We start from the raw sequence: 16915 nt of genomic DNA, 5'->3' as shown, positions 1-16915 counted from the left end.
GGCGCCGGATCACGAAGATCCGACGCCCCTGCGGCGTTTGCTGACGTACTCAGTCGGACTTGCGGCGCTGACGTCCGGTGCCGTAGTTCGAGCCGCTGCGCGTGCCGGAGCCCGGCTTGGAGCCCGCCGAGGACTTGCCGAGGAAGCCGGCCGCCGTGCGGCCGTTGCCGCCGCCGCCATTGGCACCGGCGCCACCGCTGCCGGCCATCCGCTGCTTCGGGCGCGGACGGCGGGCGTTGCCGTTGATGTCGACGTCCGCCGGGAGGCCGGAGCGCTTCACCGGGCGGCGGCGCGGGGCGCCGTTCGCGGCCGGGGCGGGCGCGGCGGCGACCGGCGGGGTGATGGCGACGGCCACGCCGGAGGGCGTGCGCGCACCTGTGATCCGGGCCAGGTCGGCGTCGCCGGGGCGGACCTTGGTGGTGGTCGGACGGATGCCCGCCGTGCTCATCAGCTTGGTGACGTCGCGGCGCTGCTCGGGCAGCACCAGCGTGACGACCGTGCCGGACTCACCGGCGCGGGCGGTGCGGCCGCCACGGTGCAGGTAGTCCTTGTGGTCGATCGGCGGGTCGACGTTCACGACCAGGTCGAGGCCGTCGATGTGGATGCCACGGGCCGCGACGTTGGTCGCGATCAGCGCGGTGACCAGGCCCTCGCGGAACTGGTCCAGCGTCCGGTTGCGCTGCGGCTGCGACTTGCCGCCGTGCAGGGCCGCAGCCCGGACACCGGTGGCGAGCAGCTGCTTGGCGAGCCGGTCCGCGCCGTGCTTGGTGTGCACGAACATGATCACGCCACCCTCGCGGGAGGCGATGTGCGCGGCCACCGAGGCCTTGTCGGCCGCGTCCAGCTGGAGCACGTGGTGGTCCATCGTGGTCACGGCACCGGCCGACGGGTCGACGGAGTGCGTCACCGGGTCGGTCAGGAAGCGCCGCACCAGGCGGTCGACGTTGCGGTCCAGCGTCGCGGAGAAGAGCATCCGCTGCCCGCCCTCGGCGACCTGCTCCAGCAGCTTGGTGACCTGCGGCAGGAAGCCCATGTCGGCCATCTGGTCGGCCTCGTCGAGCACGGTGATCTGCACCTCTTCGAGGTACACGTCGCCACGGTTGATCAGGTCGTCGAGCCGCCCGGGGGTGGCGACGAGCACCTCGGCGCCCCGGCGCACGGCGTTGGCCTGGCGGGTGATCGACATGCCGCCGACGACGGTCGCGATCCGCAGGTTCACGGCGGTCGCGTACGGGGTCAGGGCGTCGGTGACCTGCTGGGCCAGCTCGCGGGTCGGCACCAGCACGAGCGCCAGCGGGCGGCGGGCGTCCGCGCGCTTGCCGGCGGTGCGGGCCAGCAGCGAGAGGCCGAAGGCCAGCGTCTTGCCGGAGCCGGTACGGCCACGGCCGAGCACGTCACGCCCGGCGATCGCGTCGGGCAGGGTGGCCGACTGGATCGGGAAGGGCTCGGTGACGCCCTCGCGGGTCAGCGCGGAGAGCAGCCCCTTGGGCATCTCCAGCTCGGCGAAGGTCGCGGCCGGCGGGCGGGCCGGAGTGCCCTCGACGACGGCGAAGTCGGCGGGCGCCTCGACGGCGCGCTCACGGGTGGCGCCACCACGGCCCCGGCCCGGGCCGGCCTGGCCGCCACCGGCGCTGCGCAGGCCACCGCTGCTGCTGCCGCCGCGCCGCTCGCTGAAGCCACCGTTGCTGCTACCGGAGCCACCCCGGCCGCGGCCGCGGCCGGCCTGGCCGCCACCGCCCTGGCCACGGTTGGCGGAGCGGTCGTGCTGAGGGCGTGCCTGATCTGCCATGCAAGGTCTCATTTCCTGTGTATCGGCCGACAGCCACGGCAGGGCCGTGGCGATGGAGCTAGGAGGTACCCCCGGGCGGAAGCCGGGAGGTCGGCCGAACAGGAGGAAGGCGCCGCCTCGGCCGTTCGGCGGCATGGACGAAGGCCCGCACCGTGCGGTACGGGCCTTCGCTTCGCGACTTCTCAGTCAGCTCAGAGGCTGGACTCAGATGGGGCGAATGTTCTCGGCCTGCGGGCCCTTCTGGCCCTGGGTCACGTCGAACTCGACGTGCTGACCCTCCTGGAGCTCACGGAACCCCTGGGCGTTGATGTTCGAGTAGTGGGCGAAGACGTCCGGGCCGCCACCCTCCTGCTCGATGAAGCCGAAGCCCTTTTCGCTGTTGAACCACTTCACGACGCCGGTAGCCATAACGGTCTCCTTCTCTGGGGCATCGGAGCCCACACCTCGTGGACCCCAAGTAGCCGCGATCCCCATCCGGAGACAACTCACCGGACAAAACAAATGCGCCTGTTGGTTGGAACCAGCAGGCGCACACGTACGTTCATGGGAACCAAAACTGCAACTGCTCCGACTGTAGCACGGGCGCACGGTAGTTGATCGGAGAAGTATCCCTCACCACATCCGGCCCACTGCGGTTTACCGGGACGCCGAAGAGGGCACACGGCGCATTCACCGTGTGCCCCCGTCCGGGCTCCTGAGCCGACCGCGATCAGCGGCGTCCGGCGGGCTCCCGGTCGTCCTCGACGAGCTTCAGCTCCGGCTCCGCGCCGTGGCCGGCGAGCTCCCCGTGGCCGGGCCACCAGGCGGCGCGGCCGAGCAGCGCGGTCAGTGCCGGGGTGAAGAAGAGCGACATCACGAAGGCCGAGACGGCGATGCCGAAGGCCACCGAGAAACCGATCTCGCTGAAGAGCGAGTTGCCGGCCAGCAGCATGGTGCCGAAGGTCGCGGCGAGGATGCTGCCCGCCGCCGCGACGGTCGGGCCGCCGTGCCGGATGGCCAGCCCGGCCGCCACCCGGGGGCTGTGGCCCTCGGCGGCCTCCTCGCGGAGGCGGGCGATCATCAGGATGTTGTAGTCGGTGCCGATCGCCACCACGAAGAGGTAGATGAACATCGGCAGCATGAACATCAGACCGGGCTCGTGCTGCACGTGCTGGAACAGCAGGCTGGTCGCTCCGACGGTGGCGCCGAAGCCGAGGCCGACCGCCGCCATCAGGTACCAGGGGGCGACGACGCTGCGCAGCAGCAGGCCGAGGATCAGCATGATCAGCAGCGCCGCGATCGGGAAGACCAGCGAGTAGTCGCGGGCCATCGCGGTGTTGATGTCCTTGTAGATCGCGGTGATGCCGCCGACGTACGCCTGGGTGCCCTGCGGCGCCGAGTCGTGGGCGACGCTGCGCAGGCCGCCGATGGTGTCGATGGCCGCGTTGCTCGCCGGGGCGTCCTTGAGCATGACGGTGATGTCGGCCGTCGTGCCGTCGGCGCTCATGGTCGCCTTGGGGACGACCTGGGCGACGCCGGGCACCTTGCCGAGCGCGGTGATGTAGCCGTCCAGCGAGGCCGGGTCGAGCTTGGCGCCGTCCTGGGTGGTCGCCACGTAGATGTGGCTCGGGTCGGCGGCGCCCGCCGAGAAGGCGTGCATCAGGGTGTCCTGGACGACCATCGACTCCTTGGTCTTCGGCATCGAGCCGGAGGCCAGGTCGAAGGTGCCCTTGTACCCCAGGGCGGCGAAGGAGAGCGCGACCATCAGCGCACCGGAGACGATCGCGACCAGCGCGGGCTTGCGCTCGACGGTGCGGCCGAGGGCGGCGAACTTGGCGTTCTTCGGCTCACGCTGCCACGCCTTCGAGGGCCAGAACAGCACCTTCTCGGGGATCAGCGACAGGATCGCGGGCACCAGCGTGACCGAGGCGACGGCGGTGACGCCGACCGCGATGGCCAGCGAGGGGCCGAGCGCCTTGAACATGCCCAGGCTGGAGAGGATCAGCACGCTGAACGCGACGATGACGGCACCGGCGGCGGAGGCGATCGCCTCGCCGACCCGGCCGACCGCGTTGACCACGGCCGTCTTCCGGTCGTCCCCGGCCCGCAGGCGTTCGCGGAAGCGGAACATGAGGAAGAGGAAGTAGTCGGTGCCGACGCCGAACAGCACGATGATCAGGATCGCCGAGACCGAGTTGTCGGCCTTCAGCCCGAAGGCCTTGCTGGCGTCCGCGATCAGCCCGTTGGCGACCATCGAGTAGACGAAGATCGAGATGACCGGCAGCAGCGCGATGATCGGGCTGCGGAAGATGATGCCGAGCGTCAGCAGGATGATGACGATCGTGCCGACGCCGATCAGCATGTTGGCGAGCTTGGACGAGTCCTGCTGGTCCAGGTTCTGCGCGGCCTGGCCGCCCAGCTGGGCCTTCAGGCTGGTGCCGCTCGCGAGCTGCTTGGCGTCGTCGCGCAGTGCCTTGGCGGAGTCTGCCGCCTCGGGCTTCTGCAGGGAGCCCTTCTCCATGCCGATCATGGAGAGCGCGTACTTGCCGTCCTTGGACGTCGCCTGCGGGCCGACCGGCAGGATCTTCTCGACGAGCGCGATGTGCTTGTCGGTGAGACCCGTGACGATCTTGTTCATGTCCGCCTTGTCGGCGTCCGTGAGCCGGCCACCGTCGGTGCGCTCGAACTCGAGGATCGCGGCGGGCGTGAAGCTGGCCGGGAAGGCCTTCTCCTGAACCATCGAGGCCTGGATGGACTCGTAGTGGCGCGGCAGGAAGCTGCTCTCGTCGGTCTGCGCGGTGAGCGCGGGAGCACTGGCGACGATGGCGACGGCGGCGACGACCCAGGCGACGATCACCCACCAGGCACGCCTGACGACGAATTGTCCGATTCGGTGGAACATGCTCGTTGTGCCTCCTGGGCATGGTTCACCGCAGCCCTGGGGGACGGGAAGCCGGGCGACGGCTGGATCGGCGCGGAGCAGGACAGCTCTTAGCCGGTCGGCAGGTAAGTAGTAAGTGTGAGCATCCTACGGGAACTTGCTTGCCGCCCGGCAAGCAGGCCCCTCGCTCCTCGAACGCACACCCCCGTCGAGACCGCCCCCGTACGAACCAGGCAGCGGACCGTGCTCCATCCTCACCCGCGAGGCCCCCTCGGCACCTCGTACTCCGGGTGGAGACGTCTCCCCCTCAGGGTGGACCTCGACCCGTACGGAAGAAGGACACTCCGGCCCTGAGAAGATCGTTCGACCGAGCAAGGAATCCGATCGGGAGGGCGGCCACATGCTGGACAAGCTGGACGGACTGGACGGGCTGGACGAGTTCTGCGCGGAGGTGCTGGCCGAGCACGGCTGCGCGTCGGTCTCCCTGGCGGTGGCCGAACGCGACGAACTCGTGCTCACCCGGGCCTACGGCCTGGCGGACGTGGCCGAACAGCGCCCGGCCACTCCGCAGACCGTCTACGGGCTGGCCTCCATCACCAAGGCCTTCACCGCCGTGGCCGTCTGCCTGGCCTCCGACGAGGGCCTGCTCGACCTCGACGCCCCGATCCCCGGCAGCTACCGCTGGACGGCGCCGACACCACGGCAGCTGCTCCAACACCGGGGCGGGTTCCCGGCGTTCTACAACTTCCACTACGGCGCCGGGCCCGTGCCGATCGACATCGGCCGGTACCGCACGCTGCTCCGCGAGCCGGGCACCGCCTTCGAGTACTCCAACATCGGGTACCAGGAGCTGGGCAATCTGCTGGAGGCTGCCACCGGGCAGGGCCTGGGTGAGTACCTGCGCGAGCGGGTCGCCGAGCCGTTGGGCCTGACCAGCTTCGGGTACGGGTCGACCTACCCCGGGACGGCGCCGGTCGCCCGGCGCTACTCCACCGGCGGGCGCGCGTACGACGTCTGCCACAGCAGCCACCCCGCCCCCGGGGCCGGCTGGGCGACCGCCGGCGACATCGCGCTCTTCGCCCGAGCCGCCGTCCGCCTGCTCAAGCCCGGCACGGCTGCGGCCGCGTACGACGCCGTACCGTTCGACGAGCGGCTCGGCTACGGGTTCGGCCGGATCGTCTCGCGCGGCGCAGGGCCGCTGCTCCGCAGCCACGGCGGCGGGATGGGCGGCGTCTCCGCGATGATGATCGAGATCCCCGAGCGCGAACTCTCCGTCGCCGTGCTGGCGAACTCCACCGACAAGGCCACCCGGGACGCCGTCGTCGGCCGCCTGATGGGCACCCTCGCACCCGGCTTCCACACCCACCAGGTCTACCCGGCCCCGGAGCAGCCCCACCCGCTGGAGCTGGCTCCGGGCGCCTGGGCCGGGGAAGTCAGCACCGCCGAAGGCGACATCCCGCTGTGGATCGAGATCCTGACGGACGGGCAGGTGACGATCCGGCTGGGTGGCGGACCGGCGGTCACCGTGCCGGCCACCGCCTCTCCGCGCTGCGACCTGCGCGCCGGCGCGGCGCTGCAACTGCCCACCGCCGACGCCCGGGTGAACAGCCCCGACTTCGCGCTCGAACTGCGGGCCGAGCAAGGCCAGTTGGTGGGCCGCGCCATCGCGTTCAAGAACGGCGACCGGGAGGGCCTGCTGGGCGCGTACCTCGTCCACGCCTGCGCGCTGCGGCCGCGCTGACCGCTGCAGTGCGTGGGGGCCGGGTGCCTCGTGCCATGATGCGGATCGTGGACACCATCGACTTCGACGAGGCGCGGGCCCGGGTGCTGCTGGCGGCCGGGTGTGCGGCGGCCGGGCTGGGCGAGCCGGGGGCGGCAGAGCTGATCGCGCTCGGGGAGAACGCGGTGTTCGACCTGGGCGGCCCGGCCGTGGTGGTGAAGATCGGGCGCGGTCCGGAGCTCGCCGAGCGGGCCCGCCGGGAGCTGGCCGTCGCCGGTTGGCTGGACGGCCAGGGGCTGCCGGTCACCCGGCCCTACCTGCCGGAGCCGTACGCGGCCCACGGCCACCCCGTCACGTTCTGGCACCGGCTGCCGCCCGCCGTCGGCCCGGCCCGGCCCGCCGACCTCGCGCCGCTGCTGCGCGCACTCCATCGCCTGCCCGCGCCGCCCTTCCCGCTCGGCCGCCGGGATCTGCTCGCCCCCGTCGACCGCTGGCTGGCGAGCGCCGACGGCCACCTCGACCCGGCGGACGCCACGTACCTGCGCCACCGCCGGGACGAGTACGCCGACGCCCTCACCGGGCTGACCCCCGCCCTGCCGCCCGGTGTGATCCACGGCGACGCCCTGCCCCGCAACGTGCACCTCGGCCCCGACGGCCCCGTCCTGCTCGATCTGGAGACCGTCGCCGACGACCTGCGCGAGCACGACCTCGTGGTGCTCGCCCTCAGCCAGGACCGTTACGGTGTGCCCGCCGACGACTACCGGGCGTTCACGGCCGGGTACGGCTGGGACGTGCGCGAGTGGCCCGGTTTCGCCGTCCTGCGCGGCGCCCGGGAGACCGCCAGTGCCTGCTGGGTCGCCCAGCAGGTGCCCGGCAACCAGGCGGCCGCGGTCGAGTTCCGCCGCCGGGTCGACTCCCTGCGGGACGGCGCGACGGCGGTGCGCTGGTACCCGTTCTGACTGCGTCGTGCGCCACATCCCCTTTGCCAGGGGCTATTTCGGGTGCACGCTTGCTCGTATTGCCTGCTCGCACAGGCTTGCGGAACCGGCCCAGGGCCTGCCGCGTCTCTCCGTCCGTACACCCCGCGCGTGGGGCCGCCGCACGCCTACAGGAGCCGTCGCGATGTCGATACCCAGCAACCGCCCGTCGCTGAACCGCAGCCTCCGGTACGGGCTCGCCGCGCTGCTCGCCCCCGCGCTGGTGGTCGGGTGCGGCGCGGCGCAGGGCGCGGTCCGGACGTCGTCCGACGGCGTCTCCTCCAGCTCCCCGGCGCCCTCGACCGACGGCTCGCCCTCCCCCACCTTCTCGGGCTCGGACCCGGAGTCGCCCTCGCCGTCCGGGTCGCCGTCCTCGGGCTCCGCGCGGCCCAGCACGACCCCCTCGCACTCCGCCTCCCGCTCGGCCTCGCCGTCCGGTGCGCCGTCCGGTGCGCCGTCCAGCTCGGCGAGCACGCCGGGGGTGCCCTCGCCCTCCCCCTCCGCCGACCACTCGGCGACGCCCTCCCCGCAGCCGCCGCCCGGTGTGCCGGTCTCGATCGTGCACGGCACCGCCTCCGGCGGCCGCAGCGTCGCGCTCACCTTCGACGACGGCCCCGGCCCGGCGACCGGCCAGGTCCTCGACCTGCTCGCCCAGTACGGCGCGCACGCGACCTTCTGCCAGATCGGCCCGCAGGCCACCGCCAACCCGGCCATCGTCCACCGGATACTCGCGGAGGGGCACCGGCTCTGCGACCACACCGTGCACCACCCGCAGCCGCTGCACACCCTCCCGCACCAGCAGCAGGTGTACGAGATCGACGCCGCGAAGGACATGATCGTCCAGGCGGGCGGCGCCGGCACCAAGGTCGCCTGGTTCCGCGCCCCGGGCGGCGACTTCACCGCCGAGAACCGGCTGATCGCCGCCCAGGACAACCTCCGCCCGCTCGGCTGGACGGTCGACCCCCGCGACTGGGCCCGCCCCGGCGTCCCCGCCATCGTCACGGCGGTCCAGCAGCAGCTGAAGCCCGGCGGCATCGTCCTGATGCACGACGGCGGCGGCGACCGCAGCCAGTCGGTGGCCGCCCTGAAGCAGCTCCTCCCCTGGCTGATCGCCCAGGGCTACACCTTCGACTTCCCGGCAGCCTGAACCAGCGGGCCGGCATCAGCCGACGCCGACCAGGGGCGCGAGGCTGTACTCATCAACTGCATGCGCGAAACGGAAGAATCGTCGCCGTCACAGCTGTGCACATAGCAAGTGGCACCCCGCTGCGCAGGGCGCTTCAGGGTGCCACTTGTCGAGGCGGCTCCAGTGACGGACCGAGTCAGTGCAACGGCCAGCGCGGGTCTATGACCGCCTCCGGGTCCTTGGCCTTGCGCAGCCACTCCTGGAGCCCTTCGGCCCAGTCCTGGTACCAGGCGGCCTGACGGTCGTGCAGCTCACCCGGGGTCAGCCCGCCGACCTGGGCGGGGTAGCGCTCGCCGAGGGCGACGGCGACCCGGACGGCGGCCAGGGCGTCGCTGCCCGCCTCGTGGGCGTCGGCGAGCTCGACCCCGTACACGGTGCAGACGTGCTGGAGGGTGCGGGAGCCCTTGCGGTACTTGTCGACCGAGCGGTCGATGACCAGGGCGTCGACCACGGGGCCGACCGGGCCGCCGAGGCGTTCGGCCAGGCCGGGGCGGCCGTGGCGGTGCAGCTCGGCGTCGAGCAGCGAGAGATCGAAGGGCGCGTTGAACGCGACCACCGGACAGCCGTCCGCCAGGCGGCTGCAGAGTGCCTGGGCTATCTCCTCGACGGCCTCGGCCGCCGGGCGGCCGCCGGCTCTGACCTCGGCGTCGGTGATGCCGTGGATCGCGGTGGCGCCCGGCGGGATCGGCACCCCCGGGTCGACCAGCCAGCCCGTCACCCGCTCGGGGTGCCCGCCCAGGGTGTCGACGAGCGCGGCCGTGACGATCCGGGACTCGGCCGGGTCGGTGCCCGTGGTCTCCAGATCGAAGCCGACCAGTGGCTCCTTCCACCAGCTCATGTACGTGCCCTTCCGTCCGTCAGCCGTTCTGTCTTCGGACCATCATCGCCGCTGCCTCTGACAGCGAATGACCGCGAACGCCGACGGCCGACCGAACACGCTGTTCGGTCGGCCGTGGACAGCACAGGTCAGGCGGCGGCGAAGAGCCCCCGGCCGAGCCAGTCGGCATCGTCCTTGACGCCCGGGAGGACGAAGAAGTAGCCACCGCCGGTCGGCGAGATGTAGTCCACCAGGGGCTCGTCGATCAGCCGGGTCTGGGTCGCCTCGAACTGGCGGACGACGTCCTGCTGGTAGCAGCAGAAGGCCAGGCCCATGTCGAGGTTGCCGACCTTGTCGATGCCCCGGTCGTAGTTGTAGCCACGGCGCAGGATGCGGGTGTCGTCGGTCTTGTCGGTGCGCGGGTTGGCGAGCCGGATGTGGGCGTCCAGCGGGATGGCCTTGCCGTCCGGGTCCTTGGCGTAGTCCGGGGCGTCGTTCTCGTCCGCGCCGTCCAGCGGGGCGCCGGTGTCCTTGCGGCGGCCGAACATCTTCTCCTGCTCGGCGAGCGAGACGCGGTCCCAGAACTCGACCAGCATCCGGATGATCCTGATCACCTGGTAGCTGCCACCGACCGCCCAGGCGGGCTCGCCCAGACCGTCGGTGACCCAGACCCGCTTGTCCATCTCGCGGGAGGACTTGATGTCGGGGTTGACTATGCCGTCCTTGAAGCCGAGCAGGTTGCGCTGGGCGCCGTCGGGGCGGGACTGGCTCTGGAAGCCGTCGATCCGCCACTTGACCTGCATCGCGCCGCGGGTGTGCCGGGCGATGTCGCGCAGCGCGTGCAGCACGGTGTCCTGGCTGTCGGCGCAGATCTGCAGCGAGAGGTCGCCGTGCAGCTCGGCGGCCTGCAGGTTGTCGTTCGGGAAGGTCTTCATCGGGGCGAGCTTGACGGGCTTGGCCTTGGTGAGGCCGTAGCGGGCGTCGAAGAGCGCGGCGCCGACGCCGACCGTCACGGTGAGGTTGTCGGTGGGGACGACCGGCCCGAGGATGCCGTTGTCGGCGGGCGGCGCACCGACGCCGAGGTCCGGCGGGGTGCCGCCGGCGGTCAGGAAGCGGATGCGGTCGGTCAGGGTGTGGAAGAGCTCCTCCAGGGCCTTGCGGTCCTGGGCGATCACCTCGAAGGAGACGAAGATCGCGTAGCCGGGGGTCGGGGTGGTGACACCGGCCTGGTGGGCGCCGTGGAAGGGGACGGCGCCGCGCTTCGGGGTCGAGCTGCTGTCGGCGCTGGCGGGCCCGGCCGAGAGGGCGAAGGCGCCGCCGGCTATCGCGGCTGCTCCGGCGCCCGCGCCGAGCGCGGCCTTGACGAAGCTCCGGCGGGCGGGCCCGGCGGGGCAGGCGCTCTCCGTCGGGACGGGAACGGCTGCGGCTGCGGCTGCGTGCGGAAAGGGGCAGGAGCCGGTTGCGGTCTGGTTGGTCATCAGGCGGACTTCCGGATCTCAAGCAGGTCGGGGACGGGGGCGAGGTCTTCGAGCAGCTGCCCGGTGGCACCGTTCAGCTGGTGGCGGGCACCGGCGGCAAGCTTGTCGACCGGGGTCCAGCTGCCGTCCTGCTGGTGTGCGGCGGCGAGCAGCCCGTTGACCCGCACCATACCGGCGTCGATCTTGGCCAGCAGCTCGGGCGAGCGGGGCTTGATCAGCGGTTCCAGCACCGTCAGCAGTTCCTGAGTGCCCACCATGTTGGCGCGGGCGGTGGCGAGGTTGGTGCCGCTGCCCTGGTCGGTGTCGCCGGTGAGCTCGAACTGGAGGGTGTTCTCCAGGATCTCGTGGCTGCGCAGCGGCAGGTCCGCCGGGTCGAACTCCTGGGTCGGGAAGGCCTTGCCGAGGCCGTCGACGTCGGTGGCGAGCTGGTCGACGACGGGAGTGAGATCGGCGGCCGACCGGTTGTGCCAGAGGCCGTACTCCAACCGGAGGAAGCCGCTGAAGTCCTTGTCCTCGGCCTTGTCGGCGAGGCCGTCGGGGCGGCCGTTGATCTTCTTGTCGAAGTCCGCGAAGGTGCCGTACGCGGCGCCCAGCGAGGCGTACTGGGTGTGTGCGGTGAGCCAGTCGGCGCGGGCGGCGCCCAGGTCACCGGCGTGGATGTCGGCCTGGAGCTTCTGGGTCTGGGCCAGCAGAGTGGTCAGGCCCTTGCCGACGTACTCCTTGTAGGCGTCGAGCGGGGCCTTGAGGTCGTCCTCGGCGACGGGGACGACGGACTTGACGTCGGCTCCGCCGGTGACGTGGACGGCGGCCGAGGTGACGCTCTTGCCGCCGGTCGGGACGCAGCGCCAGGCGTAGTCGCCGGTGCCGATGGTGGCGGTGAGCGCGCGGGTGGTGGCGGGGGCCAGGCCCTCGATCTCGCCGTACACCGAGCCGGTGGTGGGGTTGACCAGGTAGACCTCGGAGGTCTTGTCGCCGGTGTTGTGCATCTGGAAGACCTGCTGGCCGGGCAGCGGGGTGGTGAAGCCCTTGCCGCACTCGGTCTCCGAGACGGAGACGGTCGCCGTGCCGGCGGGCTTGCCGTCGCTGACGGCGATCACTACGCCTGCGACGACGGCGGGCAGGGCGACCAGCACGGCCGGGACGACCCAGCGCGGGCGGGTCCGCCCGGCGGGCTCGGCCTCGACCTCGGGCTCTGCGGCGGTGGGCTGCTCCGTGGCGGCCTGCTCCGCAGCGGCAGCAGCGGCCGGCTGCGGCGCGGTGGCCCGGACGCCCCGGACGAAGAGCGTCATCACGACGGTCAGGTAGGCCAGGTAGGCGACGACCTGAAGCCAGGTCATGGTGACGGTGAGGTTGAGGACGCCCTGCACCAGCGTGGCGTACCAGGAGGAGCCGTCGATGCTGCTGCTGAGGTCGAAGGCGTACGCGTGGCCGCCCGGCAGCACGCCGGACTCCTGGAGGTCGCGCAGGCCGTAGCTGAGGACGCCTGCGGCGATCACGATCAGGACGGCGCCGGTGACGGTGAAGAACCTGGTCAGGTTGATCTTCAGGACGCGGCGGTAGAGGCCGAAGCAGAGCAGTGCGGCGAGCAGCAGGCCGACGGCGCCGCCGATCAGTGGGCCGGTCGAGCTCTTGGCGGTCTGGATGGTGCTCCAGAGGAAGAGCGAGGTCTCCAGCCCTTCCCGGCCGACGGCCAGGAAGCTGGTGAGCACCAGGGTGCCCGCGCCCATGGCGAGGGCGGCGGTGACCTTCTCGCGGATCTCGGAGGAGAGGTTGCGGGCCGAGCGGCGCATCCAGAAGACCATCGCGGTGACGAAGGCGACGGCTATCAGGCTGAGCGTGCCGCCGAAGGCCTCCTGCGCGGGGCCGGAGAGCTTGGCCGCGGTGAAGGTGAGCACCGAGCCGAAGCTGAGGGCCAGAGCGAGGGCGGCGAGCACGCCCGTCCAGACCTGCGGGAGGCGTGCCTTCTGGTCGGAGCGGACGAGGGTCGCCACCAGGATGGAGACGATCAGTCCGGCCTCAAGACCCTCTCGTAGACCGATCAGAAAGCTAGGAAACGCGTCGTCCCACATGTAAGGGGGCTCCTCCCCGGGTCGAGCCCGGCCTTGCCTGTCCTGTGTGCCAGTGCCTGTGCCTGTGCCCCGTGCTCCGATCCGGAACGCGGCCGCGCAGCCGTACGCCCTGGGCAGGGGTCTGACCAGGGCGCCTCGGCTTAGCTTAGGCATACCTTAGATGTATCGAGGTCAAGCGTCCACGCCGGGTGTCGAACAACCTGACGGAGAGCAGGGCAGAACGGCGCACAGGGGCTCAGGAGACGGCGCGCGAATCAGCCCACACGCCCTCGAACTCCTCCCGATAGGTCTCCAGCAGCCCGGCCCCCTGACTCCCCGGCAGCTGGCCGGCGCCGCCGCGCAGCACCAGCGCGGGCGACTCGATGCCCCGGGCCCGCCGCAGGTACGGCTGCACCACGCCGAGGTCGGCGCCGCGCCGCCTGGCACCCGAGCGCGGGCCCTCCACCAGGTAGGCGGTGAAGCGCGGCGTCTCGTCGAAGACCCGGATCTCGAAACCGCCCTGGTCGCGCAGCCGGGCCCGGACGCGGCGGACGTGCATGATGTTCATCTCGATCGAGCGGGCCAGCTCACCCCGCCCGAGCCCCAACTCGCGCTCGCGCCGCCGCACCGCGCTGCTCGCGGGGTTGAGGAAGAGCAGCCGCACCCGGCAGCCCTCGCTCGCGAGCTGCACCAGCCGCTTGCCGGTGTAGTTCTGGCAGAGCATGCCGAGCCCGATGCCGACGGCGTCGAGGCGGCGGGCACCGTCGAGCAGGTCCTCCACCGGCAGTTCGCGCTGGAGCCGGACGCGGTCCGGGTGCACCGCGACGACGTCCGCGTACCGGCCGGCCACCAGCTCCTCGACCACGTCGGCGGGCACGCCGCCCGCGCCGCCGTCCAGCAGGGTGAGCAGCCTGGCGGCGGCCCGCTCGGCCTGGGCGAGCACGGTCTGCGAGAGGCTGCGGTTGCGGGAGACGACGTGCCGGGCGACCTCCAGCTCGTCCAGCGCGAGCTCGACCTCGCGGCGGTCCAGCACGTACGGCTCGAAGCAGGGCCAGTGCTGCACCATCAGTTCGCGCAGCTGGGGCAGGGTGAGGAAGACCAGCGGGTCGTCGTCGGCCGGGTCGAGCAGGTAGCCCTTGCGGCGGCTGACCTCGCGGACGGCCCCGGCCCGGTGCACCCACTCCTCCCCGGCGGGCCCGGCGGCGGCGGTGACCCAGTCCTCCCCGTGGGCGGGGGCGTAGACCGGGCGCAGCACCTCGTCGACGAGGGCGCGCAGCCGCTGCTCGACGAGGTTGAGCCAGACGTACGCCCTGCCGGTGAGCCGGACGCGCTGGTGCGCCAGCTGCCACTGCTCGGGCGACCACGCCAGCGGCAGCCCCTCGGGCGGGCCGGGCTGGGTGGGGAGGCCGGTGCGGCCGCTCGGGGCCGAGCGCATCACCACCGTCTGCGCCTCGCTCCGCCCTGGGCCGTCGGGCCCGCTCCGGCCGTCGGAGGGGACCACCATGCGCTACCTCACCTCTCGGCCCGCCGTCGGGTGTGACGGGCCGTCCGCTGACACAGTCTCAACCTTGGCGGCCTTGGCAGAGCCTGTCTGCGGAGCCGGAACACTCCGGAACGCGCCGGAAGATCAAGGGTACTGCGCGCGCCGTACGGCACACAGCCCTCTTGACAGCCAGTCTCGACCGCTTCCCGGTGAAAAGCGGCCGACAACCGACGGCGGGGTGACAGCGGGCCGACGGACACCCGTTCGGGCGAACAACAGACGAATGAACTCCGTCCGCGCGCCCGCGTCGGTGAGTATGCCCCTTGTGCCGTGCGTCACGGTACGAGCAGGCTCGGCCTACCGGGGCGACCGGGCGGGCAGAGCCCAGGGAGCGTCAATTCCCATGACGGCAACGGAAGTTGAGGACTAAATGCAGGTCTGGCCAGGTCAGCCGTACCCACTCGGTGCCACGTACGACGGGGCCGGCACCAACTTCGCGGTGTTCTCCGAGGGTGCCGACCGGATCGAGCTGTGCCTCCTCGCCGAGGACGGGTCCGAGACGACCGTGGAGCTCCGCGAGACGGACGCCTTCGTCCGGCACGCCTACCTGCCCGGCATCCAGCCCGGCCAGCGGTACGGCTTCCGGGTGCACGGCCCGCACAACCCGGGCCTGGGCCAGCGGCACAACAGCTCCAAGCTGCTGCTCGATCCGTACGCGAAGGCGATGAGCGGCGACATCGACTGGGACGAGTCGGTCTACGGCTACCACTTCGGGGCCCCCGAGCGCCGCAACGACCTCGACTCCGCGCCGCACACCATGCACTCCGTCGTCATCAACCCCTACTTCGACTGGGGCAACGACCGGCCGCCGCGCACCGACTACCACCGCACCGTGCTCTACGAGTCCCACGTCAAGGGCCTCACCCAGCTGCACCCCGGCATCCCCGACGAGATCCGGGGCACGTACGCGGGCCTGGCGCACCCGGCGGTGATCGAGCACCTGGCCAAACTCGGCGTCACCGCCATCGAGTTGATGCCCGTGCACCAGTTCGTCCGGGATCACCGGCTGCGCGACCTCGGGCTCTCCAACTACTGGGGCTACAACACGATCGGCTTCTTCGCCCCGCACTCCTCCTACTCCTCCGGCGGCGACCGGGGCCAGCAGGTGCAGGAGTTCAAGTCGATGGTCAAGGCCCTGCACGCGGCCGGGATCGAGGTGATCCTCGACGTCGTCTACAACCACACCGCCGAGGGCAACCACCTCGGCCCCACGCTCTCCTTCCGGGGCCTGGACAACGCCTCCTACTACCGCCTCGCCAAGGACCAGCGCTTCTACGAGGACACCACCGGCACCGGCAACAGCCTGCTGATGCGCAGCCCGCACGTGCTCCAGATGATCATGGACTCGCTGCGCTACTGGGTCACCGAGATGCACGTCGACGGCTTCCGCTTCGACCTCGCCGCCACCCTCGCCCGGCAGTTCCACGAGGTCGACCGGCTCTCCTCCTTCTTCGACCTCGTCCAGCAGGACCCGGTCGTCTCGCAGGCCAAGCTGATCGCCGAGCCCTGGGACCTCGGCGAGGGCGGCTACCAGGTCGGCAACTTCCCGCCGCTCTGGACGGAGTGGAACGGCATGTACCGGGACACCGTCCGCGACCTCTGGCGCGGCGAGGACGCCAGCCTCGCCGAGTTCGGCTCCCGGCTCACCGGCTCCTCCGACCTCTACCAGGACGACGGTCGCCGCCCGATCGCCTCCATCAACTTCGTCACCTGCCACGACGGCTTCACCCTGCGCGACCTCGTCTCGTACAACGAGAAGCACAACGCCGCCAACGGCGAGGACAACCGGGACGGCGAGAGCTTCAACCGCTCCTGGAACTGCGGCACCGAGGGCGACACCGACGACCCCGCCGTCCTCGAACTGAGAGCCCGCCAGCAGCGCAACCTGATCGCCACCCTGCTGCTCTCCCAGGGCGTCCCGATGCTCTCGCACGGCGACGAACTCGGCCGCACCCAGCACGGCAACAACAACGCCTACTGCCAGGACAACGAGCTCTCCTGGGTCCGCTGGGAGGACGCCGACACCCGGCTGCTCGAATTCACCCAGGGCATGATCTGGCTGCGCCGCGACCACCCCGTCTTCCGCCGCCGCCGCTTCTTCCACGGCCGCCCCGTCTCCGGCACCCACGACGACCTCACCGACATCGCCTGGTTCACCCCCACCGGCGAGGAGATGGCCGCCCGCGACTGGAGCACCCGCTACGCCAAGTCCCTCACCGTCTTCCTCAACGGCCACGCCATCTCCGAACCCGACCGGCGCGGCGGCAAGATCGTCGACGACTCGTTCCTGCTGCTGTTCAACGCCCACTTCGAACCGCTCGAGTTCACCGTCCCCGCCGACCACGGCCAGGAGTGGCAGGTCGTCGTCGACACCACCCTCCCCACCCTCCCCGGCCCAGGCACCGGCACCCGCGTCAAGGCCGGCGACTCCCTCTGGCTCACCGACCGCTCCCTGCTGGTCCTGCAACGGCCTGCTTAGAGCGGCCTCGGACGGGGG

The 16915-nt window shown here is 71.7% G+C and carries 11 protein-coding genes; 4 read left to right on the top strand and 7 right to left on the bottom strand.

From position 1 onward, the window contains the following. Positions 1-49: 49 nt before the first annotated feature. From ACR68M_RS26855 to ACR68M_RS26845, 3 genes are all read right to left on the bottom strand, one after another. Positions 50-1789, bottom strand: a complete 1740-nt coding sequence (locus ACR68M_RS26855; RefSeq protein WP_441246698.1) for a DEAD/DEAH box helicase — start codon at positions 1787-1789, stop codon at positions 50-52. A 204-nt stretch (positions 1790-1993) separates the two neighbouring features. Beyond that, on the bottom strand, positions 1994-2197 hold the full coding sequence (locus tag ACR68M_RS26850) for a cold-shock protein (RefSeq protein WP_441246697.1): 204 nt from the start codon (positions 2195-2197) through the stop codon (positions 1994-1996). Between the two features lie 301 nt (positions 2198-2498). Continuing rightward, positions 2499-4670, bottom strand: a complete 2172-nt coding sequence (locus ACR68M_RS26845; RefSeq protein ID WP_441246696.1) for an MMPL family transporter — start codon at positions 4668-4670, stop codon at positions 2499-2501. A 379-nt stretch (positions 4671-5049) separates the two neighbouring features. On the opposite strand from ACR68M_RS26845, the gene ACR68M_RS26840 reads away from it, so the two are divergent. The 3 genes from ACR68M_RS26840 to ACR68M_RS26830 all read left to right on the top strand — a co-directional run bounded on the left by ACR68M_RS26840 (position 5050) and on the right by ACR68M_RS26830 (position 8493). Beyond that, the gene (locus ACR68M_RS26840) at positions 5050-6390 is read left to right on the top strand and encodes a serine hydrolase domain-containing protein (RefSeq protein ID WP_441246695.1); all 1341 of its coding nucleotides are present in this window, start codon (positions 5050-5052) and stop codon (positions 6388-6390) included. A 56-nt stretch (positions 6391-6446) separates the two neighbouring features. After that, positions 6447-7328, top strand: a complete 882-nt coding sequence (locus ACR68M_RS26835) for a phosphotransferase enzyme family protein (protein ID WP_441251725.1) — start codon at positions 6447-6449, stop codon at positions 7326-7328. A 163-nt stretch (positions 7329-7491) separates the two neighbouring features. Continuing rightward, complete coding sequence (locus ACR68M_RS26830) at positions 7492-8493, top strand: polysaccharide deacetylase family protein (RefSeq protein WP_441246694.1); 1002 nt, start codon at positions 7492-7494, stop codon at positions 8491-8493. 175 nt (positions 8494-8668) lie between these two features. Here the strand turns inward: ACR68M_RS26830 and ACR68M_RS26825 are convergent, their stop codons facing one another. The 4 genes from ACR68M_RS26825 to ACR68M_RS26810 form a co-directional block, all read right to left on the bottom strand. Beyond that, entirely contained in the window at positions 8669-9370 is a 702-nt protein-coding gene (locus ACR68M_RS26825) for an exonuclease domain-containing protein (protein ID WP_441246693.1), read from the bottom strand. 128 nt (positions 9371-9498) lie between these two features. Beyond that, complete coding sequence (efeB, locus tag ACR68M_RS26820) at positions 9499-10827, bottom strand: iron uptake transporter deferrochelatase/peroxidase subunit (RefSeq protein WP_441246692.1); 1329 nt, start codon at positions 10825-10827, stop codon at positions 9499-9501. Next, complete coding sequence (efeU, locus tag ACR68M_RS26815; protein WP_441246691.1) at positions 10827-12896, bottom strand: iron uptake transporter permease EfeU; 2070 nt, start codon at positions 12894-12896, stop codon at positions 10827-10829. The genes efeB and efeU overlap by 1 nt, the downstream gene beginning before the upstream one ends. Before the next feature lie 235 nt (positions 12897-13131). Beyond that, the gene (locus ACR68M_RS26810) at positions 13132-14379 is read right to left on the bottom strand and encodes an SAV2148 family HEPN domain-containing protein (protein WP_441246690.1); all 1248 of its coding nucleotides are present in this window, start codon (positions 14377-14379) and stop codon (positions 13132-13134) included. A 409-nt stretch (positions 14380-14788) separates the two neighbouring features. On the opposite strand from ACR68M_RS26810, the gene glgX reads away from it, so the two are divergent. Beyond that, complete coding sequence (glgX, locus tag ACR68M_RS26805) at positions 14789-16897, top strand: glycogen debranching protein GlgX (protein ID WP_441246689.1); 2109 nt, start codon at positions 14789-14791, stop codon at positions 16895-16897. Positions 16898-16915: the final 18 nt, after the last annotated feature.

Source organism: Kitasatospora sp. McL0602 (assembly GCF_052076145.1).
Classification (GTDB): Bacteria; Actinomycetota; Actinomycetes; order Streptomycetales; family Streptomycetaceae; genus Kitasatospora.
The sequence above is the reverse complement of the archived record's forward strand: the minus strand, read 5'-3'. Positions and strand labels throughout refer to the sequence as shown.